The sequence below is a fragment of the Sporosarcina sp. USHLN248 genome (assembly GCF_037144575.1).
Taxonomy (GTDB): domain Bacteria; phylum Bacillota; class Bacilli; order Bacillales_A; family Planococcaceae; genus Sporosarcina; species Sporosarcina contaminans.
This window is the reverse complement of sequence record NZ_JBBCZC010000037.1, coordinates 13,643-35,834: the sequence shown is the minus strand read 5'-3', so window position 1 is coordinate 35,834 and position 22,192 is coordinate 13,643. Positions and strand designations below refer to the sequence as shown.

General features: G+C 41.1%; 26 protein-coding genes and 2 pseudogenes. 19 read left to right on the top strand and 9 right to left on the bottom strand.

What is annotated here, in order from left to right; all coding sequences use genetic code 11:
* Window positions 1–127 precede the first annotated feature (127 nt).
* Both WFH04_RS14215 and WFH04_RS14210 read right to left on the bottom strand, forming a co-directional pair.
* Window positions 128–1,717, bottom strand: coding sequence for a DUF4179 domain-containing protein (locus tag WFH04_RS14215; protein WP_336824716.1), 1,590 nt, complete (start codon window positions 1,715–1,717; stop codon window positions 128–130).
* Window positions 1,695–2,261 carry an RNA polymerase sigma factor gene (locus tag WFH04_RS14210; protein ID WP_336824715.1) on the bottom strand — a complete coding sequence of 189 codons (567 nt, stop codon included), beginning with the start codon at window positions 2,259–2,261 and terminating at the stop codon, window positions 1,695–1,697. The genes WFH04_RS14215 and WFH04_RS14210 overlap by 23 nt, the downstream gene beginning before the upstream one ends.
* A gap of 154 nt (window positions 2,262–2,415) precedes the next feature.
* On the opposite strand from WFH04_RS14210, the gene WFH04_RS14205 reads away from it, so the two are divergent.
* From WFH04_RS14205 to WFH04_RS14195, 3 genes are all read left to right on the top strand, one after another.
* A complete protein-coding gene (locus tag WFH04_RS14205) occupies window positions 2,416–2,931 on the top strand; it encodes a DUF2691 family protein (RefSeq protein WP_336824714.1) in 516 nt (171 codons plus the stop codon).
* 77 nt (window positions 2,932–3,008) lie between these two features.
* A complete protein-coding gene (locus WFH04_RS14200) occupies window positions 3,009–3,614 on the top strand; it encodes a methyltransferase domain-containing protein (RefSeq protein ID WP_336824713.1) in 606 nt (201 codons plus the stop codon).
* Between the two features lie 2 nt (window positions 3,615–3,616).
* A complete protein-coding gene (locus tag WFH04_RS14195; protein ID WP_336824712.1) occupies window positions 3,617–3,811 on the top strand; it encodes a YwbE family protein in 195 nt (64 codons plus the stop codon).
* Window positions 3,812–3,943: 132 nt separating this feature from the next.
* Here WFH04_RS14195 and WFH04_RS14190 read toward each other — a convergent pair whose 3' ends face one another.
* Window positions 3,944–5,257: a uracil-xanthine permease family protein gene (locus WFH04_RS14190; protein WP_336824711.1), complete on the bottom strand. Its 1,314-nt coding sequence runs from the start codon at window positions 5,255–5,257 to the stop codon at window positions 3,944–3,946.
* 187 nt (window positions 5,258–5,444) lie between these two features.
* Between WFH04_RS14190 and WFH04_RS14185 the strand changes: the two genes are divergently transcribed.
* Window positions 5,445–6,422 (top strand): aromatic ring-hydroxylating dioxygenase subunit alpha, encoded by a 978-nt coding sequence (locus WFH04_RS14185; protein WP_336824720.1) that lies wholly within the window; start codon window positions 5,445–5,447, stop codon window positions 6,420–6,422.
* A 134-nt stretch (window positions 6,423–6,556) separates the two neighbouring features.
* The gene (locus WFH04_RS14180; protein ID WP_336824710.1) at window positions 6,557–6,973 is read left to right on the top strand and encodes a VOC family protein; all 417 of its coding nucleotides are present in this window, start codon (window positions 6,557–6,559) and stop codon (window positions 6,971–6,973) included.
* A 65-nt stretch (window positions 6,974–7,038) separates the two neighbouring features.
* Here the strand turns inward: WFH04_RS14180 and WFH04_RS14175 are convergent.
* Together WFH04_RS14175 and WFH04_RS14170 are read right to left on the bottom strand one after the other, a co-directional pair.
* Window positions 7,039–8,270 (bottom strand): annotated as a pseudogene (locus WFH04_RS14175) (MFS transporter).
* A gap of 8 nt (window positions 8,271–8,278) precedes the next feature.
* Complete coding sequence (locus WFH04_RS14170) at window positions 8,279–9,319, bottom strand: ArsR/SmtB family transcription factor (protein ID WP_336824709.1); 1,041 nt, start codon at window positions 9,317–9,319, stop codon at window positions 8,279–8,281.
* Between the two features lie 152 nt (window positions 9,320–9,471).
* Here WFH04_RS14170 and WFH04_RS14165 point away from each other — a divergent pair, with 152 nt between their 5' ends.
* The 5 genes from WFH04_RS14165 to WFH04_RS14145 are packed head-to-tail and all read left to right on the top strand — an operon-like array spanning window position 9,472 to window position 13,432.
* Window positions 9,472–10,617 (top strand): PstS family phosphate ABC transporter substrate-binding protein, encoded by a 1,146-nt coding sequence (locus WFH04_RS14165; RefSeq protein ID WP_336824708.1) that lies wholly within the window; start codon window positions 9,472–9,474, stop codon window positions 10,615–10,617.
* 27 nt (window positions 10,618–10,644) lie between these two features.
* On the top strand, window positions 10,645–11,448 hold the full coding sequence (locus tag WFH04_RS14160; protein WP_336824707.1) for an ATP-binding cassette domain-containing protein: 804 nt from the start codon (window positions 10,645–10,647) through the stop codon (window positions 11,446–11,448).
* Window positions 11,448–12,155, top strand: a complete 708-nt coding sequence (locus tag WFH04_RS14155; RefSeq protein WP_336824706.1) for a hypothetical protein — start codon at window positions 11,448–11,450, stop codon at window positions 12,153–12,155. Before WFH04_RS14160 ends, WFH04_RS14155 begins: the two co-directional genes overlap by 1 nt.
* 42 nt (window positions 12,156–12,197) lie before the next feature.
* Window positions 12,198–12,428, top strand: a complete 231-nt coding sequence (locus tag WFH04_RS14150; RefSeq protein WP_336824705.1) for a hypothetical protein — start codon at window positions 12,198–12,200, stop codon at window positions 12,426–12,428.
* Entirely contained in the window at window positions 12,425–13,432 is a 1,008-nt protein-coding gene (locus WFH04_RS14145) for an NAD(P)H-dependent flavin oxidoreductase (protein ID WP_336824704.1), read from the top strand. The genes WFH04_RS14150 and WFH04_RS14145 overlap by 4 nt, the downstream gene beginning before the upstream one ends.
* 185 nt (window positions 13,433–13,617) lie before the next feature.
* On the opposite strand, the gene WFH04_RS14140 is transcribed toward WFH04_RS14145, so the two are convergent.
* The gene (locus WFH04_RS14140; RefSeq protein WP_336824703.1) at window positions 13,618–14,364 is read right to left on the bottom strand and encodes a DUF3888 domain-containing protein; all 747 of its coding nucleotides are present in this window, start codon (window positions 14,362–14,364) and stop codon (window positions 13,618–13,620) included.
* 143 nt (window positions 14,365–14,507) lie between these two features.
* Between WFH04_RS14140 and WFH04_RS14135 the strand changes: the two genes are divergently transcribed.
* The 3 genes from WFH04_RS14135 to WFH04_RS14125 are packed head-to-tail and all read left to right on the top strand — an operon-like array spanning window position 14,508 to window position 16,976.
* The gene (locus tag WFH04_RS14135) at window positions 14,508–15,389 is read left to right on the top strand and encodes a DMT family transporter (protein WP_336824702.1); all 882 of its coding nucleotides are present in this window, start codon (window positions 14,508–14,510) and stop codon (window positions 15,387–15,389) included.
* 16 nt (window positions 15,390–15,405) lie between these two features.
* Entirely contained in the window at window positions 15,406–16,176 is a 771-nt protein-coding gene (locus tag WFH04_RS14130) for an aminoglycoside 6-adenylyltransferase (protein WP_336824701.1), read from the top strand.
* A gap of 56 nt (window positions 16,177–16,232) precedes the next feature.
* Window positions 16,233–16,976 (top strand): GyrI-like domain-containing protein, encoded by a 744-nt coding sequence (locus WFH04_RS14125; RefSeq protein WP_336824700.1) that lies wholly within the window; start codon window positions 16,233–16,235, stop codon window positions 16,974–16,976.
* Here WFH04_RS14125 and WFH04_RS14120 read toward each other — a convergent pair.
* On the bottom strand, window positions 16,948–17,289 hold the full coding sequence (locus WFH04_RS14120) for a hypothetical protein (RefSeq protein ID WP_336824699.1): 342 nt from the start codon (window positions 17,287–17,289) through the stop codon (window positions 16,948–16,950). The genes WFH04_RS14125 and WFH04_RS14120 overlap by 29 nt on opposite strands.
* Before the next feature lie 95 nt (window positions 17,290–17,384).
* On the opposite strand from WFH04_RS14120, the gene WFH04_RS14115 reads away from it, so the two are divergent.
* Together WFH04_RS14115 and WFH04_RS14110 are read left to right on the top strand one after the other, a co-directional pair.
* Entirely contained in the window at window positions 17,385–17,804 is a 420-nt protein-coding gene (locus tag WFH04_RS14115; RefSeq protein WP_336824698.1) for a GyrI-like domain-containing protein, read from the top strand.
* Between the two features lie 166 nt (window positions 17,805–17,970).
* Entirely contained in the window at window positions 17,971–18,771 is an 801-nt protein-coding gene (locus tag WFH04_RS14110; RefSeq protein ID WP_336824697.1) for a hypothetical protein, read from the top strand.
* Between the two features lie 304 nt (window positions 18,772–19,075).
* Here WFH04_RS14110 and WFH04_RS14105 read toward each other — a convergent pair whose 3' ends face one another.
* Window positions 19,076–19,672 (bottom strand): GNAT family N-acetyltransferase, encoded by a 597-nt coding sequence (locus tag WFH04_RS14105; protein ID WP_336824696.1) that lies wholly within the window; start codon window positions 19,670–19,672, stop codon window positions 19,076–19,078.
* Window positions 19,673–19,712: 40 nt separating this feature from the next.
* The gene (locus tag WFH04_RS14100) at window positions 19,713–20,162 is read right to left on the bottom strand and encodes a GNAT family N-acetyltransferase (protein WP_336824695.1); all 450 of its coding nucleotides are present in this window, start codon (window positions 20,160–20,162) and stop codon (window positions 19,713–19,715) included.
* Between the two features lie 128 nt (window positions 20,163–20,290).
* On the opposite strand from WFH04_RS14100, the gene WFH04_RS14095 reads away from it, so the two are divergent.
* The 4 genes and pseudogenes from WFH04_RS14095 to WFH04_RS14080 all read left to right on the top strand — a co-directional run.
* Window positions 20,291–21,013 carry a MerR family transcriptional regulator gene (locus WFH04_RS14095; protein ID WP_336824694.1) on the top strand — a complete coding sequence of 241 codons (723 nt, stop codon included), beginning with the start codon at window positions 20,291–20,293 and terminating at the stop codon, window positions 21,011–21,013.
* A gap of 260 nt (window positions 21,014–21,273) precedes the next feature.
* Entirely contained in the window at window positions 21,274–21,618 is a 345-nt protein-coding gene (locus tag WFH04_RS14090; RefSeq protein ID WP_336824693.1) for a PadR family transcriptional regulator, read from the top strand.
* Complete coding sequence (locus WFH04_RS14085; RefSeq protein ID WP_336824692.1) at window positions 21,615–21,944, top strand: DUF1048 domain-containing protein; 330 nt, start codon at window positions 21,615–21,617, stop codon at window positions 21,942–21,944. The genes WFH04_RS14090 and WFH04_RS14085 overlap by 4 nt, the downstream gene beginning before the upstream one ends.
* 92 nt (window positions 21,945–22,036) lie before the next feature.
* Window positions 22,037–22,162, top strand: a pseudogene (locus WFH04_RS14080) (ABC transporter permease); the annotation flags it as partial.
* Window positions 22,163–22,192: the final 30 nt, after the last annotated feature.

The window sequence follows — 22,192 nt, the reverse complement described above, 5'->3', positions numbered from 1 at the left end:
AGCGTGCGCCTGGAACGGAAAGCGACGGTTGTCAGGGGTTCCCCATTTATTCTCCAACCAGAAAGGGACTATCACAGAAAATCAGTTTTCACTGACTTTCTGGACAGCCCCGTCTATACAATATTGTTTAGTATTCGCCAGTCAACGGAACTCTCCATTGTTCTTCAACAGGATAATAGCTTCTCATTGAAACAAGGTGTAATGTCAATTCCTCTGGCACTTCTTCTAAACCGTGCAGTTGCAAATCCATTGTTGCTATATGGCGGCCGTTTTTATCCTTTTCGTCCATGATTGAGCCACTGAAGGTTGTAGGGTAGCTTCTGCCTTTACCATCAACAGCAATCCAGTTGCCGAAGTCTGAGTCAAGAGAGTCCATACCGCCTTCCATTTTAATGATGACAGATTTATCCTCGCCGAATAACGGCTTTTTCACACTTTTGACTGTTAAATGTGAGCTTTTATAGTCGAAAGTTACGGGATTCTTTTGGATGTCTTTCGGTTTCATTGTTACAGAGAAATCTGTTAGATCCTTTTTATAGACGCCATCCAGTACAAAGGTAAGTTGGTCTTCATTTTTTGGAACGAATGAATGGATCCAACCGGTGCCACCCGACGTACTCAGGTCCTTGCCTTCACCTTGCAGCATGCCTGCCGCATCTGAATTCTTATCGCCAGCTGTTGAATAAATCACTTTTCCTTCCGCGTTTTCAATATGGTATTTAATTTCGGTACTGTTGCCAAATATTAGGTTATCCACGCTGCTTTTTCCGAACTTTTCCTCGAACTCGCGTTTTGCTTCGTTAAACTTGTTCTGTTCTTCCTTTGTATAAGCTGTTTCGAAATACAATTCCATTGAAGAAGGCGCTGTCTGCAATTTCTTCAAATCGATTTGGACACCATGATGGATGGAGGTTGCATCTTTCAAATCCGCCATTTTTGTTAGTTTGCGGTTTTCATGCAAATCGACAGGAACATCTAATTGCCAGTTGCCCTTTACGCCATTTAGTTCGACAAGATTGAAACGAATTGTCAGCCGCTCTAAATTATCTTCACCACGCAATGAGAATTGAACGAATCCATAATCGCTTCCTTTTCGCCAACCTGTACCAACGCCTAAACCATCCAGTACGTTTCCATTTTGATCAATGGCCATAATATCATTGTTAGAGTCTGCCATGTTCAAATTTGTATCTAGCGTTTTGCCGTCTTTATTCAATACTTTATAAGAAAGCGACACTCTGGAAGAGTCTGCAATAACGTCTTCCACGCGTAACGTCAGCCCTTGGTCCTCGACTTCAAGATCAACCCTTTTCGTCAGTCCGGACTCCGCCGCTATTTGCAAGCCTTCATCGACTTGGTCGGTTGCGAATAGACCGCCAATGAATTGTGCGAAGGCAGGATTGACAGTTGCACCGATGCCAACCGCCATAACGATGCCTGCTGCTACGATCATCACTTTTTTCCAAGGTGCTTTACGCCTTTGTTTGTAAGCCTTCCCATATGGCTCCAACTGATCTAATACAAGATCAGTGAAATTCTCAGGCAGAGTAGGGGTCTGCAATGTTTCTTTAATAAAGTGCTGTTCCTCCTGATAGGCATTGATAATTATTCCACAAGAAGAACATGACTGCACATGCCCTTTAATTTCATCCATTTCCTGTTCAGGTAGCAGCTGATCTACAAATTGTGATAGCTTATCCGCCGTTGGACAGTTCATGAAAATATCCTCCTTCACGTTTCACCGTATCTCTCATCTTTTTCTTTGCACGGTGCAATTTATTGCGTACTGTTGATAAAGGAACTTCCATCAATTCGCCGATTTCATCGTAACTCATGTCATTCACATAACGGAGAAGAATAATGAGCCGTTCATCCTCAGGCAAAGTGGCGATGAGCCGTTCCAATTGCCGACTTTTCTCTTTCTTCAAAAACACCAACTCGGGATGGTTCGGATTGACGGACATTTCGTCATCGATTTCAACTTGGACTGTCGCAAACCGCTTTTTCCGAAACTCATCCATGCAATGATTGATGGAGACTCGATAGAGCCAGCCGGCAAATGAGCCACTCCTATCATATTTATCAAGGTTGCGGTACACTTTGATGAACGCATCTTGAACGAGATCTTGTGCATCTTGCGGATTTTTCGTCATCCGCAAAACCGTCGCATACAGTTGATTTTTATATTTGTTGATAATATGTGCATAGGCTTGTTTATCGCCAGCCAATACTTGCTGGACCCATCGCTGTTCGTCTTCCATGGTGACCTCCTAACTGAAACGGACATGCGCATGTCATTTGTTGTTTCATTTAGTATAACGGGTTGGGCTTAAGAAAAATTTCATAGTTAGGAGATTTTGTTGAAAATAAATACGATGTTATTGGATTTTGTCTTATAGTTAGAGGATTGGAAGAGTGAAACAGAGAATTGTGATAGATGATTTTCATGATTGTAGAAGAGGTGAAGAAATGCGTGGAGTGGCTTTTAGGATAAGAAACGCACATGGTAAACCTTTATACGACATTATGAGGAGTATTGCGGATCCATCCTGGTATTGGTTCATCGATCTCGTAGAGTCCTATCAGGTAGAAAAAGGTGAACTGACTGTGCCACTTTTTCAGGAAACAATTATGGATGGCCGATCATTCTTAGACCATATTGCCAATACAGCTTCCTATCTCATCTTTGTTGATTTGAAAGCATTTCCTACAAAAGAAAGTATTGTAGAAGTAAAAGTGTTCGAAGATTACATGGGAAGTGATTGTCAATGTTCACTTATTGTGATCGACTCTTCGTATGTATGGATTCTTGCAAAAGATCAACAGTTGATTCATAGTCTCTATGAGCGGGCAAAGACAAACGGTTATACACAAATAGAATACATTCCCGAAGAAGATGATTTGAATACAATTTTGAATGTGTGGGGCTGAGTCCCGTTGGTATAGAATCTCCGAAGTCATCGATTCAATATGATACACTGGGGAAAAATGCAAAGGACTGAGGATGGATGACAAATTCTTGGCATGAACGGTTTTCTGCAGAAGAATATGTATATGGAAAAGAGCCGAACGCTTTTGTCGTAGAAGCGGCGAAAGACTTACCGAAAGGAAAAGTGCTTTGCATCGCAGAAGGGGAAGGACGCAACGCCGTTTATCTATCTTCCCTTGGCCATGATGTGACAGCGTGGGATTACGCGCAAGCTGGGCTCGATAAGACGCAGCAACTGGCGAATGAAAAGGGTGTAACCGTGGAGACCGAACTGCATGATTTGGCGGATGTGGAATGGAAATCGGAGCAGTGGGATGCGATTGTCCACATTTTCGGCCATTTGCCGCCGGATGTCATGGAAAGAACGATGGCAGGCGTTCAACAGTCGCTGAAAGTAGGCGGCTTTTATGTGAGTGAATTATATACGAAGGAGCAGCTTCGTTATGGTACAGGCGGACCGCGTGATGCGGCAATGCTTGCGGATCCGGCTAACATTTTGAAAAAGTTTAATGGCTATTTCATCAAACATTTTTACGTTGGAGAAGTAACCCGTAAAGAGGGACAGCTTCATACAGGACAAGCCCATGTCGTGCAAAGTATTTTTCAAAAGAGAGAGGAAGCGTAAAGATGGATGGACGTAATCGAAGTGATGTGAAGCCGGGATTGAAAGTAGCTGTCATTTTGAAAAAGGACCAGCGTACAGGAGTGAAGACGGAAGGCGTCGTCAAGGATTTATTGACGAACTCGAGCTTCCATCCGCATGGCATTAAAGTTCGGCTTGAAGACGGTCAAGTTGGACGGGTAAGCGATATTTTAGAGTAATCTCGCTTTCGAGAACGTACTCAAAGTGGGAGATTCAGTACCTAAAGATAACGTACGCGCGCGAAGAATATCGAAAGCCGGCGAAGGGGTATCCATTGTCCTTTCGCCGGTTTTCCTATTTACAATAGCTATCTACTCTTTCGCCTTGTTAAGCGGAATGATCAGGTTCAATAGCACAGTCGCCAACGCGCCAACTGTAATGCCCGAAGACAAAATATAGTTCGCCCAATCTGGTACAGTTGCGAGCACTTCTTTCGGTAGAACGGTTACTGCGATTGTTAATAAAATCGGAATGCCGATAACCATCATATTGCGGTCATCTATTTTAATTGGCTGGATAACTTTCATGCCGTTTGTAACGATTGCAACGCATACGATACCAAAGATGCCGTTAATGACAGGCTCTGGGATGCAAGTGATTGCGGTTGATAGTTTTGGAATGAGCCCAAGGCAGACTAAAATGCCGCCACTTACCATAATAACTGTTCGGCTTGCTACACCTGTAATGGCAAGCAGCCCCGCGTTGGATGAATAGCCCGTCATCGGCGTGCTGCCGACTAATGCGCCTGCGAAACAGCCTAGTCCTTCACCGACGGAAGCGCGATTCAGCCGTTTTTCATCCAACTCTTCTCCCGTAACGGAAGAAACGACAAACCAAGTACCAGTCGTTTCAATTAAGATAATCAAATAGACGAAAATCATAGAAATAATCGCGCCTAAGTCAAATATCGGCTTTCCAAAAGGGAGTAGTGATGGCAATGAAAACCATGCCGCTTCCTTTACCGGATTAAAGTCGACTGTGCCGAAGAAGCTTGCTGTAATTATGCCGCCTAAAATGGCAAGCAACACTGAAACGAGGCGAAAAAACGTGCCTAATCCTCCTAATCTGCGTCCTAACAACATACAGATGATGACGATCGCTGCGGAAACGGAGGCAACGATAATGTTTTCACCGATATTTCCTTCCGCAAGAAAGATATTGTTCAATCCGACAGGCATAAGTGCAATACCAACGATAATAATAACTGTCCCACCGACTAAAGGCGGAATTATTTTTCTCACTGCCTTTGCAAACCATTTTAACGGATAGCCGATGAAAGCGATCAAAATCGCCCCGGGTATCAAGCTCCCTGCAATGGCCCCAAGCCCCAATTTGCCTCCGATAGCAGCGATAGCACCAATCGGCACATAAGATGGACCTTGTACGACAGGCATTTTAATGCCAGCACCTGTTTGAATTAACGTTGCAATACCTGTCGCTAAAAAGCACATTTGAACAAAAAACGCTGTATTTTCCAGCGTTAAGGACAGCAAGCCTGCGATGATAATTGGTGCTATGTAAAGATCCATTGCAAGTACATGCTGCAATCCTAAGATGAAAGCTTTCGGTGCACGCACTTTATCGTTTACGCCAATAATGATTCCGTTCTCCTCATGTTTCTCCAAACTATTTTCCCCGCTTCCACGTTATTTGGCTTATTTTCAATTGAATTATAGTGTAAAAATGTCTTTTTGTACATATAAACCGAACAATAAATTACAACTATATTAAATTCGTTCGTATTTTGTGTTGACGAATGGCTTGTATAGTGAGTAAACTAAACATATGAAAAAGTAGACGGGAGGACATAGGATCATGATGGAAGATACAGTATTGTTGGAGGACTGGATCGTTGCATGCCGTTCAGAAGATGTGAAAGAGAAACCGATCCAAGTCGTTTTAATGGGAGAGCGGCTTGCGATTTTCCGCAACAGCAAAGGCGTACATGCATTTAAAGATTTGTGCATCCATCGTGGGGCAGCTTTATCTTTAGGAGAGGTGAAAAATGATTGTCTCGTATGCCCGTACCATGCATGGGAATACGATGATCAAGGTGCATGCGTGCATATCCCACAATTGCCTAAAGGACGGGCAATCCCGAAAAAGGCGAAAGCAATCTCGTATAGCTGCGTTGAAAAATATGGTTTCATCTGGGTGAATTTTGCAGGGAATGAACCCGCGTTTTTCGACTATAAACCGATGGCGGATGACAGCTATCATAACGTCATTTGGGGTCCGCAAGAAGTCGTAGCAAAACCACCGCGGATTGTTGAGAACTTTCTTGATGTCGGACACCTATCTGTTGTGCATGTCGGAGCCCTAGGTACAGAAACTCATCGTGAAGTAGTGGATTACAAGGTACATAAGGAAGGAGACCGGATTTATTCTGATGAAATCGCCATCTTCCAACCAGATCCAGATGGCTCAGGCATCCCGAAATATGTTTACTATACGTATGAAATCCACCGTCCGTTCACAGTTAGCTTTACGAAAAGGGATAAGGAAAATAATACCCTCATGACGATTTTATTGACCGTTCGTCCAATTGACGAGGAGCGTTCGGTAGCTTATGGCATTTTGTCCTTCAACTATGAAACAGGGCTTTCAGATGAAGCGATTATCCAATTCCAAGATGACATTTTTGCACAGGACAAGCCAGTTGTTGAAAATCAAAAACCGGAAGAGCTGCCGCTTGATTTGCAAGTGGAGCTATCTCTCGTTTGTGATCGGATGAGCATTGCGTATAGACAATATTTGAAGGAATTAGGCGTTACGTTAGGAACTGCATAATGGGGAGATGCCGGATAGAAAGTAGGTCTATCCGGCATTTTTTATTCCACTAATTGTCATCTGTTAGAATAGATTTACTTTTTAGAATCCGTTTGCTACATTAAAATTCAATCAAATAAAAGGGGGAATGTGAAGTGGGGGCACTCATACAACGAGTTGGGACAAACTATATCCCTGTGGAGGATCCGCAGAAATCATCAAGATGGTATCAAGAGATAATAGGGGCTGTTGAAAAATACAGCGATCATGAAAAAGCAATAATCGATTTGGCAAACCAAAGTTTTTTCTTAGTCAAAGCGCAATCAGGAGAGCGTGCTAACTTTTTCAATCATCGAGGGTTCGAGCATTTTTGTATGACGTTTGAAGTGGATGGAATCGAGAAACTTCGAGAACTGCATGCCTATTTACAAGAAAAAGAAGTGATGGTCGGAAATATCGAAGATCGAGGACATCAGGGAAACAATTTTATTTTTATAGATGTCGATGGGAATAAGTTTGATGTATGGAGTGAGCTGAGTCCAGATTTTAAAGAGAGGTACGGGATCAATTAAAAGAAATAAAAACTACGATACAAATGAAACTGATGTAGGGTAGTTTGGGACTGTTCTACATCAGTTTAAAAATTATTTTGATCAAAAACAACTTTAATAGGATGGTCAATAAATTTAAAAAAGGGTATATAAATACCTGCCACGGAAACCGAAACGATTGTAAAGCCAACTAAGAGATACAATGGACGTACACCCCATAATTCACTAATGATTCCACCTGCAAGTATGCCAAGCAGCATAGATGTCCGAATGATCGCAAGTCGAACGGATGATACTTTCCCCATCATTTGATTTGGGATGACCTGTTGGCAGATTGATAAATTATGAATACTGAAAATGGCCATTGCGATTCCTGCAGTCATTTCGATGAAAATTGAAAAAGAAAGCATTTTCGTAAGTCCTAAGGCAATATAAGTACTTCCTCCAATGACGAGAGAGCCTAACATTAATTTTCTGCGGCCCATTTTTGAAAATTTGCCTATAATTATTGATCGATCACATAGCCACAAGGGAAACTTGCCATGAAAATCCCATATTCTTGATAATCCCCTTTTAATACTTCCGTAATATAAGGGAGCGTAATGACCATAGTGGCGCCAACTCCAAATTGAACAACAGCGAGAAAGAAACTGAGCCATACAATAATTTGTTGTCGAAAGAAATATCGGATCCCATTTTGAAACTGGGATAGCCAAGTCTTCCGGACCGTTAGCTCTAATTTTTTCTCACTCACAAATAATAGTGTGAAGCCGCTCATCGTTAACAATATGCAGACAGTTGCCAAGGTTGGGCGCACGCCAATCAATTCAATAAAGCTGCCTCCTAAAACAGGAGCTAAGAAAAGCATAAGCCTTGTCGTTCCATCAAGATAAGCATTTGCAGAAGGAAGTTGATCCTTTTCGACAATAGTTGGCGTGATGGCTTGACTAGCAGGAACATAAAGCGGTGTTATAAGCCCAATAACGATTTGTAATAGATAAATATGCCATATTTCAATTGTACCGAATGATAGAATTGCGAGAGGCAAGAGGAAGACAGCCGCCCTCGTCCACTGAGAAAATACCATAATCCACTTTCTGCTCCATTTGTCGATAAAAGGGCCGCTAATAAGCTGCAATAGTATCGATGGAATATAATAGAGCAGCCACATGCTTCCTAATGCCATTTTGGAGCCCGTCAAATCGTATACTAAAACTGTGTTGCAAAACGTTCCGAAGGCTCCGCCTAATTCGGAAACTGCACTTCCTATCCATAAAGACACAAAGCCTTTACATTTCAACACAGGATTGCGATGCATAATTTTGCTCATTGTTTTAAGTAAAGCTGTAGCTCTTTCGATAAGGAAGTGACGGAGTTTTCCTTTATTGTATATTTTGATGCTTTGATTCCGACAAGGGAAGCAGCACGCAATATTTTCAAATGATGATGGGCAGTTGATTTACCAAGGTCGAGCTGTTCAGAAATCTCCTTAAGTGTGTAATCATCTTCGGCTAATAGCTTTACCATTCGAAGTCTGACTTCATCTCCTAATGCCTTGAATTTTTGAATTAACAAGTAGTCAGGGAGATATGGATCATTAGGGTAAATATTATAATTCGGAATAGGATAATAAAAAACTTTCGTCCCCTCTATATCAGAAACGATTGTCCAAGGACGATATGTCATTTGAGGTATGAATAGAACTCGATAAACACCTGGCTCCGGAATGTACTCCGAGCCATTTGTAGCCCAAGCAACAAATTCCTCCGCATTCATTTTTACTGCCATTGTTCTTTTTTCTAAAAGATCTCGCTCAATGATTTCAAGTAGTTCCTCAGACTGTGGAAAAATAACGAGGTTGTACCATAATGTGATCACATCGCATAGATGTTTTTTCAATTGCTGCTTATCCACATGAAAAATAAACTCAATATAACTCGGGAAGAAAGGATTGTCTTTAGTAGCTTTTTGTAAGGCATTCATTGCATGAAGATCGCCTTTGGATGCTTGTCTTCTTATTTTCTGCAATTTATTTCCTATGTAAGGCAAGCAATTGTAGCATAACTCTTCCGCTGATAATTGTTGAATAAACTCTGTAAATTGTTCTAAGGTACTACCGTTAAACATATGCAAGAGCTGAAGTAAGCTTTTCCACGTATTATTCTTCTCTACGTAATCTAGTTCATTTTTTAACTCTCCCGGCATTTCACTTATGATTTTCTCAAATTCTTTTTCTTTCTCTAAAGTATCTAAGAGAGGGATATTCGTAATTGCTGCGACTCCTAAAGCACTTTCCCAAAGCAAAGAGTGTTCAAATTCAATTTGGTAAGACTCTCTTTTTTTACCGGTGATTGATAAAGTATTCAAAATGAGTTCATCTCCTTTCTTTCAGACAAGTATAACGATTAAATTTTGATAGTTCAACTACTTTCGAATGAGTTGTTCAATATTAATGGAATTAATAAATATTTCCAACATGCTGTATAATGGTTTTATACATCAAAGCGGGAGGAAATGAGATGCGTAATTTCTGGAATGGCTTTATGGTATTCATCATCATGGCATTGCTTTTGCCTTTCGTCGGGTTCGGGATGATGATTTTTTATTTTAGTGGATTGGAATTTTTCATTCCGTTAATCGGTGCGGCATATTTATCTTTGGGTGCTTTTGTCGTGATGGCTTATTTTGATTTGCACCGATTTAAGAGGTTTTTCATTATGGGAGCATCAGCCGTTCTATTCATTTCACTTATTTTTGCAGTGCCGGGGGTTTATGACCGGTCGAAAATGGTTGTTAGAGACGGCTCTGTCGATTTATATGAGTACAGTCCATTCGTAGAGAGGACGAAAGCCGTTTCGCTCGATCGACCAGCTTCCTTTCAAATTGAAGAGGATTTGCCTGTAATTGACGGTGCGACTGCGCTTTATCCGATTTACTCGGCATTTGCTCAAGCGGTTTACCCTGAAAAAGAGTATGATCCGTACAATAGCGAAGTGATGTCAAACCGGACTGGCCAAGCTTATACGAATTTGCTTAACGGCAAGGCGGATCTCATTTTCGTTTTGAGACCATCGAAAGCGCAGTTGGAGCAAGCGGAGCGTGCCGGTAAGGAACTAAAGCTGACCCCAATCGGGAAAGAGGCATTCGTCTTTTTTGTTCATGCGAAAAATCCTGTGAAAAGCTTGACGGAGGATGAAATTAAAGGGATTTATTCTGGAGAAATTACGAACTGGAAGGATGTCGGCGGAAAAAATGATTCGATTCGTGCATTCCAACGTCCTGAAAATAGCGGCAGTCAAACTGCACTCCAGCAATTTATGGGTTCTGTGCCGATTATGGATCCGCCGACTGAAGATATTGCTTCCCTTATGGGGACGATTGTCGATCAAGTTTCCGATTATAAAAATCATAAAAATGCGATTGGTTATACGTTCAGATACTATTCAACGCAAATGGTTACGAACAATAAAATTCGCTTATTAGGTGTAAACGGTGTTGAACCGACTGTTGACACAATCCGGTCAGGAGAATATCCAATTTCAAATGAATTTTATGCAGTTACGGCAGGAACCGACAATCCGCATGTCGAAGCGTTTATAGAGTGGATGCTGTCGGATGAAGGTCAGGAAATTGTCGAGAAGACAGGATATGTGCCAATCCGGTAGCGAGGATGAAAGGATGCGGGGTGTGTAATGGCAAATGTTTTGGAGGCTATTCAAGTTAGCAAGGATATAGATGGACGTTCAATCTTGCAAAATATATCATTCCAATGTTCAAATGACACAAGGTTATTAATCCGCGGGAAAAATGGTTCCGGCAAAAGTACATTGCTTAAGCTTTTGGCTGGTATTATAAAACCTTCGAGCGGAAAAATAGCTGGCAGTGCTCAAAAAGTTGGTTACGTGCCTGAGCATTTTCCGGAAGGCTTGCGGTTTCGATTAAAGGAATATTTATTATTGACTTCATCATTCCAAGCAGGATCAAAAGAAATCATTGAAGGCGAACTATCGAATTACATTCAGATGTTTGGCATAGAGCCATTTTTGCAAACTCCGTTGAAAGCTTGCTCGAAGGGAACAAGGCAAAAGGCTGGTATCATTCAAGCTCTTTTAATGAAGCCCGATGTTTTATTATTGGATGAACCACTGACAGGGTTAGATATAGAATCTCAACAAATTCTTGTGAAATTATTGGAGGGATTCGATATTCCTATCATCTTCACTTCCCACGAAGATGAATTACTGATGCATTTGGCGAAGGAAGTATTACATATTGGCACTGGGGAAGTGACACCTTATTTTATACATGCAGCTCCGAAAAAACGGATTAAAGTAGAATATAGTAGCAAGGAAGTCTTTAAGGACTTTCCTGTTAATGAAATACAATATGAAGGAAGTGAAGCTATCTTTATTGTAGATGGAGAAACGAGCGATCAGATTTTAATAGAACTGTTGCAGAAGAACTGTTCAATAGTAGATGTGAGGGAGATAGAGTAATGGCTTGGAAGTTTATTCAATATCAATTCATTAGCTATATTCGTTCGCTCACGTTCATACCGCCGCTCACGGTATTCATTGGCTGGATCATTCTTTTCTATACGTATACCGGCGTTCCAATCATGAGCAGCTATGCTGTAACTTGTGTATCTTTATATTTAATTATGACGTGGGTTGCGATGAGCGTTTTTTCATTGGAAGAGGATGGCGAAAAAAACTTACTGTTTGTCCAACTGCCTAACAAAGTACAATATTTGTTGGGTAAGTGGATTGTTTGTGTATTGATTGCATCATTTTTGGGATTGTATGCCATTGTTTATCCGCTGGCAATAAATAGCTTTATAGAGTCTGCCGATTTTACATATATAAGTATCGCGATTTATGGTCATCTTTTTTTCGCTGTTTTCGGTATTTTCATCGGTTCGTTTTTTTCAAATACAAAGGTGGAATCCAAAAGATTCGCATGGTTGTCAGCAATGTTAGTGATCGCTATTTCGATTGCGCAAGAGGGCATTATTGAGAAAGCGATGGTCTTCAAATGGATCTTGCTTCCTTTTCCTCCGGTTGCTCAAGTTCTTCGTTATTTTACAGATGAAGCATTCCATATTGGCAAAGGCTTTTGGATGAGTGCTGCTTGGGTTGTTTGTTATTCTTTAATTAGCGGTTTTGTGATTATGAGGATATTTATGCGGCGGGAGCAATATTGAAGGGCTATGGCAAGGTCATTACATAGAGGAGGCATGGTTCATGTGTTTGTTTTATGGCAAGCTTCAATGATCATTTCTTTTTTATCGTTCTTTTTTGGTTTATTCACAAGATCGAAAACTGCTTTGCTTATTAGTTTCGTTACATTTTTACCGATCGGCTATTACTTTTTTGGCGCGAACAATGCGTTTAAGCTTATTGCATTGTTGGCGTTTGTGCCGTTATTGATCATCTATTTATTTTACCGCCATGAAAAAAGGAGTGCAGCGTCATGAATCTTGTAGAAACTTTGGGAATTGACCATCCGATGATCCAAGCCCCCATGGCAGGTGTTACAACACCAGAGTTTGTGGCAGTATCATCGAACGCAGGTTTATTGGGATCGGTTGGAGCGGGTTATTTAGGGGCGGATGCGACGCAGGCGTTTGTTTTGCAAGTGAGAGAGTTGACGGATAAGCCATTTGCCGTTAATTTATTCGTGCCTGAACATACGAAAGTCGATCAGGAGCAGCTTCGAAAAGCATATACAGCGCTACAGCCGGTTGGCGAGCGATTAGGTATGCCTTTTTGGAAAGCGCCGTTATCAGAATCTGAATTTGACGAACAAGTGGATGTACTGATCGAGGAAGGTGTGCCGGTTTGCTCATTTACATTCGGCATTCCGGACGGCCAGACAATCCGAAAGCTAAAGGAAGCAGGTGTTTTCTTGATTGGCACTGCAACGACGAAGGAAGAAGCGAAAGCGGTGGAAGCGTCCGGGATGAATGCGGTTGTTGCTCAAGGGAGCGAGGCGGGTGGACATCGGGGTTCATTTATAGGAGAGGAATATGTGCCACTCCATGAATTGATAGCTGATACAGTTGAAGCAGTTAAAATACCGGTCATCGCGGCAGGAGGAATTGCGAATAAAGAACAGATGGATGAAGCTATGAAATTAGGTGCACAAGCCGTACAAATCGGAACGGCCTTGTTAGCAACAGAAGAAAGCGGCGCCCATCCTCTGTATAAGGAAGCCGTTTTATCAGCAAAGCTTGGCTGTACGCAATTGACGAAGGCGTTTTCTGGGAAATCAGCGAGAGGCATCCGGAACACATTCATGGATATGATGGCAAGTGCTCCAATCGCCCCTTATCCGTACCAAAATGATTTAACAAAAAGAGTGAGAAGTGAAGCGGCAAGATTAGGGAAACCGGAATTCATGTCACTTTGGGCAGGGGAGCAAGTGCATGAAACGGAAAGCGGCTCGGTCGTTGAAGTCGTTAGGCGATTTGTAAAATGAATGGGGAGCATACGAACAGGCAACGTTCGTATGCTTTTTTGATGTTTGTGAGGCGTTCGATTGGGAGAAAGGGATGCAAGGGCGAATCGGTAGTAAACTCTCCCGAATCGGTAGTATCACCAAGAATAGCCTGGCAGAAAGCAAAAGGTGCCTGACGTTGGCCACCCTTTACTCTCCAAGCCCACTCACATATACCACGGCAATGTATATTCCATTTTCTTGCCTTTTCCTTTCTTTTGCTTTGAAACTTTCCATATGCCGTCTTCTTTTTTCACTTGAAAAAGCATGTTTGTGCCATCTGATTTTTTGAAAAGGATCAGTCCTTCATCACCTTTGATGTAGGTGACGGGGCTGATGACATTTTTGTACGGTGGTTTAATTTCCGGATTCAAGATCGTCATCGCAATTTCTTCTGCGATGTCAGCTAGCGTTCGGTATTCGTTATGTTGCTGTGCTTTGTATTGCAGCTGCGGCAAATCGTATCGTTCAAATGGCAATAAATTCAGATGAAATGTATGACTAATGTCGATAATGACTTCATCGTAAAAGGCGTCTTTCTGTTTTTCTTCTTCATCCCCTTCATGAGAGACGCTAAGTGTTACGATCCCCCCAGAATTTACGTCGAAACGAATTGTTTCAACTCCGTAAGGGGGATTGAGAGGCCCTTCAAATGTATTCACTTGCACTTCTACAGTGAATTGAAAACCGCCATCAGATTCACGTTTTATATTCAAAATTTCAGTATCATACAAAGCAAATGATTTTGGGTAGCCATAGTACTCTGTAATGGCTTTTGAAATATAAGGGCTGAGTGCAGTGAGCAATGTATCTTGAAGAGTTTTTTCCGGTATCGCCTTTTGGTTGGCCTCTGTAGACGGAGGAAGGGCTGTACATATAATGAATAGGAACATGACGAAAAGTAGCTTTTTCACCTAAAAACCTCCTATCTGTTGTTAGTAGTAGGATGTGCTGTGGCGAACAAACGATACATTCGGTTAGTCGAAAAAATTGATTCTTAAATTGACCCAATTGCGCTATAATTGTTGAAAGTGAGGAAGAAAGTTTGGTGGAGTATATGAAAAAATATTTCGGAGAGATTGGATTGATGCTTACCGCCATTATTTGGGGCAGCGGCTTTGTCGGCAGTGCTGTCGCATTGGAATCGTATTCGCCTTATCAAATTTTAGCGGGGCGTTTTTTAATTGGTGCCGTTTTGCTATGTATCGTTTTTCATAGAAAGTTAAAAAGTATACATAAATCTACGTTAATGAAAGGGACGGTTTTAGGTGTCTTTCTTTACATTGCATTTGCGCTGCAAACAGTCGGTCTACAATTTACAACACCATCGAAAAATGCCTTTTTGACTGCAGTAAATGTTGTGATCGTCCCATTTATTGCATTCGTTCTTTATAAGAGAAAATTGGATTGGTTTGAAGTGATTGGCGCGATACTTGCGATTGTAGGCGTAGCCGTTTTGTCTTTGCAGCTATCCGCAGAAATCAATATTGGCGATTTTCTTTCTTTTTGTTGCGCCATTGCATTTGCATTTCATATTTTTTATACTGCGCAATTTGTAAAACAGGAAGATCCGGTCGTGTTGACACTCATTCAAATGGCTGCCGCAACACTGATTGGCTTCATTGTCGTTTTATGTTTAGGTGAAACTTCTTTCAGCACGCAGACTGAAGGTCTTGCTTCGTTGCTCTACTTAGGTATTTTTTCAACAACAATCGCTTTTTTATTGCAGACAGTTGCTCAGAAATTTATTTCGGAGACGAAAGCTGCAATTATCCTTTCTACGGAATCCTTTTGGGGCATGGCGTTCTCTGTCATTATTTTAAGTGAAGTTCTTACCGTTAAGATGGTGATTGGCGCCATTTTAATACTATCCGCAATCATTTTATCGGAAACGAAATTGAGTTTTTTGCAAAAGAAGAAACGCGTGTATTTAGAGTAGAAATAGGGGTGAAACAATGTTTTATTCTGAAGAAAGAGCAGATTATTTCAAGAAAATCATTGAGAAATTAAAGTCTTGTAATTTGGTTGAAGGAGTAGTGCAATTAGGCTCCGGAGTGAATGGATACAACGACGAGTTTTCCGACATTGACTTGATGGTGTCAACTTATAAGACGGAAAATGTGGAAGCTACAAAACAAGCAGTTCTCATAGTTCTCGAAGAGTTCAATCCGGTCTATATAAAAGAAAAGCAATTTAATAAAAATATATATCTTTTCATTGCATTCATGGAAAACTCTTTAGAATTCAATATTTCAATTCTGCCAAGTGAGCTATTGAATGTAAAATCTCCTTTATGGAAAGTCGTCGTAGATAAAACTGGAGTGGTATCTCAGAAGATGCATACTGAAAATGAGATTTTTCAAAATCACCCAGACAAATACGGAGTGACGTCTGACATCGCATTTGAGTTCGTTTATTGTGCATTAAATATGGACAAAGAGTTGAGGAGAAATAATTTCATTTATGCACTTAAAATGCTTGAGAATATGAGGGCATACCTTTTGTTGGCTCAAGCAAAAAATGAAAATAAGAAGCTGCATCAATTCAAATCGTATGATACATTGGATCCTTCTTTTATCTCAACTTATCTTTCAACTTATCCAGATGAAATTACGACAGAAAAATTGATAGCTGCGTCTAGCCGGTTAAAGGGAATTTTTATGGAGATCATCGAGCAAAGCCCCTTTATTACAATTGATCAGAAATTATTTAAAATGCTGAAATAAATGATTGACCTGTCCCTAAGAGGCAGGTTTATAGTGGAAGAAGAAGGAGGGGAGTTATGCTATCGATCGGGAAAACCGCTTATCTTGTCGGGTTGACAACTAAGGCGATCAAGCATTATGAGGAAATCGGACTCGTTCGTCCAGCTTACGTAAGTCCGGAGTCAGGATACCGGTTTTATTCGCAAAAAGAACAGCAACAGCTTATTCGAATACGAACCTTGCGGAACTTCGGAGTATCTCTTTCGGATATTTTGCTTGAGGGGGATGAACAGATGGAATCATTGCTGCTAAAACGGAAGAAGGAAATTGCAGATGAAATTGAAGAGTTGAATGGGAAGATGGAAGGAATCGATCAATTATTAAACGAAGGGGAGAAGAAAATGGAAACACGTATTGTGGAAAGCGAAGGGTTTACAGTGAAAGGGTATGAGGTGAAGGGACCTGTGTCGGCAATCCCTGCTGAATGGGATCGGTTGAACAAGATCATTCATGAGAAAGAAATAATTGCGGAAGAATCTTTTGGGGTATGCTTGAGCATGGAAAATGAAATGATCCATTATATTGCGGGACTGAAAGAAGACTTGACGGGCAGTTTCCCTGACACGAAGGAAGTTACCATTCCAGCTGGCAAGTTTATCGTTGCGAAAGTGGAAGGTGGCATTCCGGGAATCCCTGCGACGTATGATGCAATTATTCAAATGGAAGATATTCAGCTTCGCGATTGCTTTGATTTTGAAAGATATGTCCACCCTGTCGGAGCAACGGAAGATATTATTGAGATTTGGATGCCGATTGAGTGAAGGATTCCTTGTCGGGAAATAGCCAACCGATGATCATGAAAATGATTCCTTTGACAAAGGTAAAGATGGCAAGCCATATCATTGCATGTTTATCCTCCCAAAAGGTAAGTTTTTCATGATAAGGGATGACGCCTATTTGGGATATATGATAATGGTCATAATGACTGGCAGCAGCCCAAAGAAAGATGACAATGCCCAAAACTGAAAAAGTGCACCCGGTCCAAAATCTACGTTTTGCAGGAGGGCTTAAATAGATGGCAACAACCATAAACAGCATTGGAATGATCAAGATGAAAAGTATGTAAAGCTTCATGAAAGTTCCTCCTCAATTCATTCTTTAAAGCAATATACGTAACAAAGAGATGCAAGTTTCGAAATATTGGATAATTAGTGGGGTGTGGGGTTCGGATGGAGACACGTATTGAACGAAGAGAGCAATTCACAGTGAAAGGCTATGAAATGAAAGGGGCCGTTACGGAAATTCCGAAGCTATGGGATGAATTGAATGGAAAGATTGCTGAGAAAGGCAAAAGACCTGATGAGTCCTTTGGCATTACATTAGGGATAGAGAATGGAAAGTTCCACTACTTGGCGGGCATTAAAGAGGAATTGGCAAAAGATTTTTCGGATGCAAAGGAACTAACGATTCCGGAAGGGAGATTCATCGTTGCAAAGGTTGAAGGCGATGTAGATGCAATTCCAGCAGCTTTTGATGCATTAATGCGCAATACTGATGTAACACTTAGACATAGTTATGGATTCGAGCGGTATATCCACCCTGAAGGTTCGAAAGAGTATGAAACGGAAGTGTGGGTGGCGATTGAGTAGGTGTAGTAGATCTGGCATTTTGGCCAGATCTTTTTCTTTTTCCGTCTTCACCGCTTATTATGAAGAGTTTGTAAGATCATAACAATCGTACGATGAATCCAATTTTCTTTTTAAACGTATAGTAGTAAACTGCATCCGGAGGTTTGTCTTATTAGGGGGTGGCGGATTGAAAGAAATTTACCGAAAGACATCGATTTTCGGATATATTGTCGGTATCGGTTTGCTCCTATTTGGCATTCTTTATTATTTTATTTGGTTTGAAGGGTTTTCAGTGAATGGTGATGATCTCATTCAAGTTGGAATCAGTGGAGTGTTTATGCTTGGAGCGGGATTTTATTTTAAAAATGTGCATGACAAGTTCGTAGAAGTCGATGCGATCGAAAGCGAATGGAATATGGAGGGCATTGGGGAATTAAATTTGAAACGCGTACCATCCATTTTGCCGAAATTCGTCCATGTCGATCATGACGGGCAGCCATTACTTCAAATCCGGCCAAGTGAAGGCCAGCTTCGTAGAGTGTTTCTCTGTTTTCCGATATTGGAAAAAGGAGCGGTATTTCCGGTGGAGTACGATATTTCTACAATGGATGGTGCACTTTTAGCGACTTTTCGAATTCAAAACAGTGTGAAGCAGTTTACGCTGACGCTGAAAAAACCTGATGGCACAGTTATCGGTACTTACATACAGCATTTAACGAAGTCAGCGATGAAAAACCGTGGGACACTTTATCACGCAGATGGCTCAGTATGGCGGCAACTTGAAGCGAACAATATGGCGGGGGATATCGATATATTGGATGAAGAAGGTAGGAGAACGGCATCCTATCGTTATGGTTTGTTTCCATATGCGGCACATCCTGCGTTTCAAAGTACCGCTCATCACGAGCATGTCAGCTTTGGATCACATATTTCTCTTGAGGAAAAACTGTCTTATATCATGATTTTTTTCTTTTGGTTAGCCGTGTAAAAAGGAAATATGCTCTATAAACATACCTAATATGATCTCAGACTGTAGACAAAGTATCTTGTCACTTTTTTTACAGTCTTTTTAAGGTTGGTAGTCGTGGAATAAGTGTTTGTCAACAAGCCGACGATCTTTTCCTTGTTCACAAGATCATGTTAGGTATGTTGCGATATTAGCTAAACATTCCCATTTATTTCATTAATTTCATTGTTTTCTTGTCCGCGCTTTCAACACTTTTAGATTACACGCTTGCCAGTCCAATGATTATACCTAATCAGTTAAAACTACGCCTGTTATCGGATACCCTTTAGTAGGGGTACTCCTTTTTGGGGGAATTCGATCTTAAAAGGACACCATTTTCCCGATACCACGACAAAAACGTCTCTTTTTCAACAACATTCAATATACATTTTGAATTCACTTGGGACTCTAATTTCTGATGCTCTTCAGGAAAGTCGTTTTCTACAAATAATTTTATATAAGGTAACTTTTCTTGTGCTTTTTGGGAACGCAAATTGTCTATTTTGGCACCGGCGAAGACATAGTTTAGCCCTAATTTAGTGAAAGCAATATATAGTATTTCCGCTTTTGCCAATTGATTATAGCCTTGTCCCCAATACGGATGACCGATCCAAGTGCCGATATGGCAAGTTTTTTTAATTGGGTCAATATCTTTAAGCGTAATGACTCCGATCAGTTGGTTGTCCTCATTTAAGATGCATCTCGAGTACTGATTGCCCTGTTTTTCTTGCTCAAGGATAAATTCAATAAAGCCTCTCGTACCCTCTACTGTCGTTTGTTCATCCGTAAGACCCAAAGCATTTTTCACAAGTGGCGAAGATGATAACTCTGACATTCCCTCCGCAAAGTTTAGCTGGTGGGGAACTAGCGTAATTCTCTTCATTGCAATCTTCCTCTCTACGTCTATATAGACTTTCCTATGCTTACTTTGTCAATTCCCACTTCATCAGATTGCCTTCCTGTCCAATTCTTTTCATTCCCAACCTTTCCAACACTTTCATAGAAGCTATATTATCATGCAAACATTCAGCGTTAACTTTTTTCACTTGCCCGGAAGCGAATGCCCATTCCACAAGTGCACGCGTTGCCTCGGTCGCATACCCTTTATTTTGTGCGTCAGGAATGATGCCGTAGCCAATTTCTACGGTAAATTCTAAAGAAGGTTTCCCTTTAAAACCGATGTCTCCAACAATCTGATTCGTTTCTTTTTCAACTACGAAATAGGGACCCCAGCCCAATAAAGAATCGTCGTTTTGAAGCTCGGCTACATGTGCTTTTATATGATCTCCTATGTTATAAGCGCCAGTTGGAATTGTTGATAAACATTCAGGTGTACAAGCGTTCACTTTCAGTCTATTCGTATGGATAATCATTGAATATTCCCCCAAATAAGTTGATGAGTTCATTATACTTCATATTCGTTGCATATTCTATTGAAGTTTGTGTTGACTCCCACGTTACGTCATACTTTATAGTCAATAGTGAAGGGAGGCGAGGAGCAATGAAAGTGAAGGAAGTGGCGGATTTGACCGGTGTGAGTGTGCGCACGCTCCATCATTATGATGCTATCGGTTTACTCGTTCCGGACGATGTGACGGAGGCGGGCTATCGGGTTTATTCCGATGATAATATGACGACCCTCCAGCAAATCCTATTCTTTCGTGAAGTTGGCTTTCCTTTGAAAAAAATAAAGGAGCTATTGGAGAGTCCATCGTTCAACCGGTTGGAAGCGTTCGAGCTGCAGCGCGATATGCTGCTTGCTAAGCGCCGCCAATTGGACGTAATGATTGAGACGATCGACAAGACGCTTCAATCTGAGAGAGGAGAAATGACAATGACGAACGAAGAGAAATTTAAAGGTTTCGACTTCAGTTCGAACCCATACGAGCAGGAAGCAAGAGAACGGTGGGGAGATGAAGCGGTCGATAAGGCGAACAAAAATGTTGCCCAGTTTGGCGAGAAAGAACAGCAGGAGATGAACCGTATTTATTCTCAACTTGCGGAACTTCGCCACGGCGATCCAACTTCGAAGGAAGCACAAGATGCAATCGGAGAATGGTATACGTTTTTGAATAAAATTGCCCATTACTCACCTGAAGCATTTGCCGGTTTAGGTGAAATGTACGTCGCAGATGAGCGCTTTACGAAAAACATTGACCAGTTCGGGAAAGGGTTATCCGTTTTCATGCGCGATGCAATGAAAGCTTACGCGGAAAGAAACTGAACAATTTTGGCGGGGGAACAGAAATCTGTTTCTCCGCTTTTTTAATGCATCTACTTAATTTGATTCGCGATTGGTCGATTGCAGGGAAATAAATTCAGGAGGAAGCAATAGCAATGTCCTTAACGAAAATGCTGCTTCTTGACAATCAATACTAATATGTATTACTATATACCGGTAGTTAGTGTTACTTAATACCGGTGCTGCAAATGCCTAATATACTGAGTACTAAAAATATAAATGAAATAAAAAAGGAGGACAAAGTGGATAATATTACAGAAATGTTGAAAGGAGTGCTTGAAGGTTGTGTACTTGAGATCATCAGCCGCGGTGAAACTTATGGCTATGAAATCACACAACAACTTCGTGAACTCGGTTTTACGGATGTAGTTGAAGGCACAGTTTATACAATTACTATGCGGCTTGAGAAAAACAATCTGGTCGACATTGAAAGAAAGCCGTCCAACATGGGACCACCAAGAAAATTTTACACACTTAACGCAGCGGGTCGAGAGCAATTAGAAATTTTTTGGAGAAAGTGGGAATTTGTTTCAACCAAAATTAATGAACTCAAAACTAAAATGAAATCGAAAGGGGAAATAATATGAATATTTTTGAGAAGGTTATCGGAAGTCTGGATGACAAGCGGGAATGGAAGGCGATGGAGGCGCGCGCAAAGGCATTACCAAGTGAGTACCGTAACGCTTACAAAGCTATCCAAAAATATATGTGGAATGCTGGCGGACTGAAGGACATGAGCCGTATTTTTGGCGGTATACTTGACCTTTTTGAAGAAGGTGCATCAGCAGGTAAGAAAGTCATTGACCTAACGGGTGAGGATGTGTCCTCCTTCTGCGACGAACTAATGAAAGATACGAAGACTTGGAAGGACAAATATCGTGAGAAGTTGAACGATAAGATTCGTCGTGAATAGATCGAACTCCTCTTAGGCTTTGACTAGTATCGAAACCAAGGACGCAAACTTTAAAACAGCGTTCGGTTATGCTTTGTTTTTATGACATTCTAATTCGTGCCCTTTTGAATGAAAAGACTATTTGCAACGATATTTGGATCGCGTTTGCTTGGTGTGTCGGCATCATGGTAATTGCATACTTCATCGTCAGTCAAGTATTTAAACGCCTGTTAGGGTAAGCATTCTATTTTAGGATTATCCATAAATAG

Excerpts from the sequence above, each read along its gene's own strand:
- WFH04_RS14160 (WP_336824707.1), top strand. The coding sequence starts at position 10,645 with ATGGCAAATGTTTTGGAGGCTATTCAAGTTAGCAAGGATATAGATGGA.
- WFH04_RS14165 (WP_336824708.1), top strand. The coding sequence starts at position 9,472 with ATGCGTAATTTCTGGAATGGCTTTATGGTATTCATCATCATGGCATTG.
- WFH04_RS14215 (WP_336824716.1), bottom strand. The coding sequence starts at position 1,717 with ATGAACTGTCCAACGGCGGATAAGCTATCACAATTTGTAGATCAGCTG.
- WFH04_RS14115 (WP_336824698.1), top strand. The coding sequence starts at position 17,385 with ATGGAGACACGTATTGAACGAAGAGAGCAATTCACAGTGAAAGGCTAT.
- WFH04_RS14210 (WP_336824715.1), bottom strand. The coding sequence starts at position 2,261 with ATGGAAGACGAACAGCGATGGGTCCAGCAAGTATTGGCTGGCGATAAA.
- WFH04_RS14135 (WP_336824702.1), top strand. The coding sequence starts at position 14,508 with ATGAAAAAATATTTCGGAGAGATTGGATTGATGCTTACCGCCATTATT.
- WFH04_RS14130 (WP_336824701.1), top strand. The coding sequence starts at position 15,406 with ATGTTTTATTCTGAAGAAAGAGCAGATTATTTCAAGAAAATCATTGAG.
- WFH04_RS14125 (WP_336824700.1), top strand. The coding sequence starts at position 16,233 with ATGCTATCGATCGGGAAAACCGCTTATCTTGTCGGGTTGACAACTAAG.
- WFH04_RS14120 (WP_336824699.1), bottom strand. The coding sequence starts at position 17,289 with ATGAAGCTTTACATACTTTTCATCTTGATCATTCCAATGCTGTTTATG.
- WFH04_RS14155 (WP_336824706.1), top strand. The coding sequence starts at position 11,448 with ATGGCTTGGAAGTTTATTCAATATCAATTCATTAGCTATATTCGTTCG.
- WFH04_RS14085 (WP_336824692.1), top strand. The coding sequence starts at position 21,615 with ATGAATATTTTTGAGAAGGTTATCGGAAGTCTGGATGACAAGCGGGAA.
- WFH04_RS14095 (WP_336824694.1), top strand. The coding sequence starts at position 20,291 with ATGAAAGTGAAGGAAGTGGCGGATTTGACCGGTGTGAGTGTGCGCACG.
- WFH04_RS14195 (WP_336824712.1), top strand. The coding sequence starts at position 3,617 with ATGGATGGACGTAATCGAAGTGATGTGAAGCCGGGATTGAAAGTAGCT.
- WFH04_RS14105 (WP_336824696.1), bottom strand. The coding sequence starts at position 19,672 with ATGAAGAGAATTACGCTAGTTCCCCACCAGCTAAACTTTGCGGAGGGA.
- WFH04_RS14145 (WP_336824704.1), top strand. The coding sequence starts at position 12,425 with ATGAATCTTGTAGAAACTTTGGGAATTGACCATCCGATGATCCAAGCC.
- WFH04_RS14100 (WP_336824695.1), bottom strand. The coding sequence starts at position 20,162 with ATGATTATCCATACGAATAGACTGAAAGTGAACGCTTGTACACCTGAA.
- WFH04_RS14200 (WP_336824713.1), top strand. The coding sequence starts at position 3,009 with ATGACAAATTCTTGGCATGAACGGTTTTCTGCAGAAGAATATGTATAT.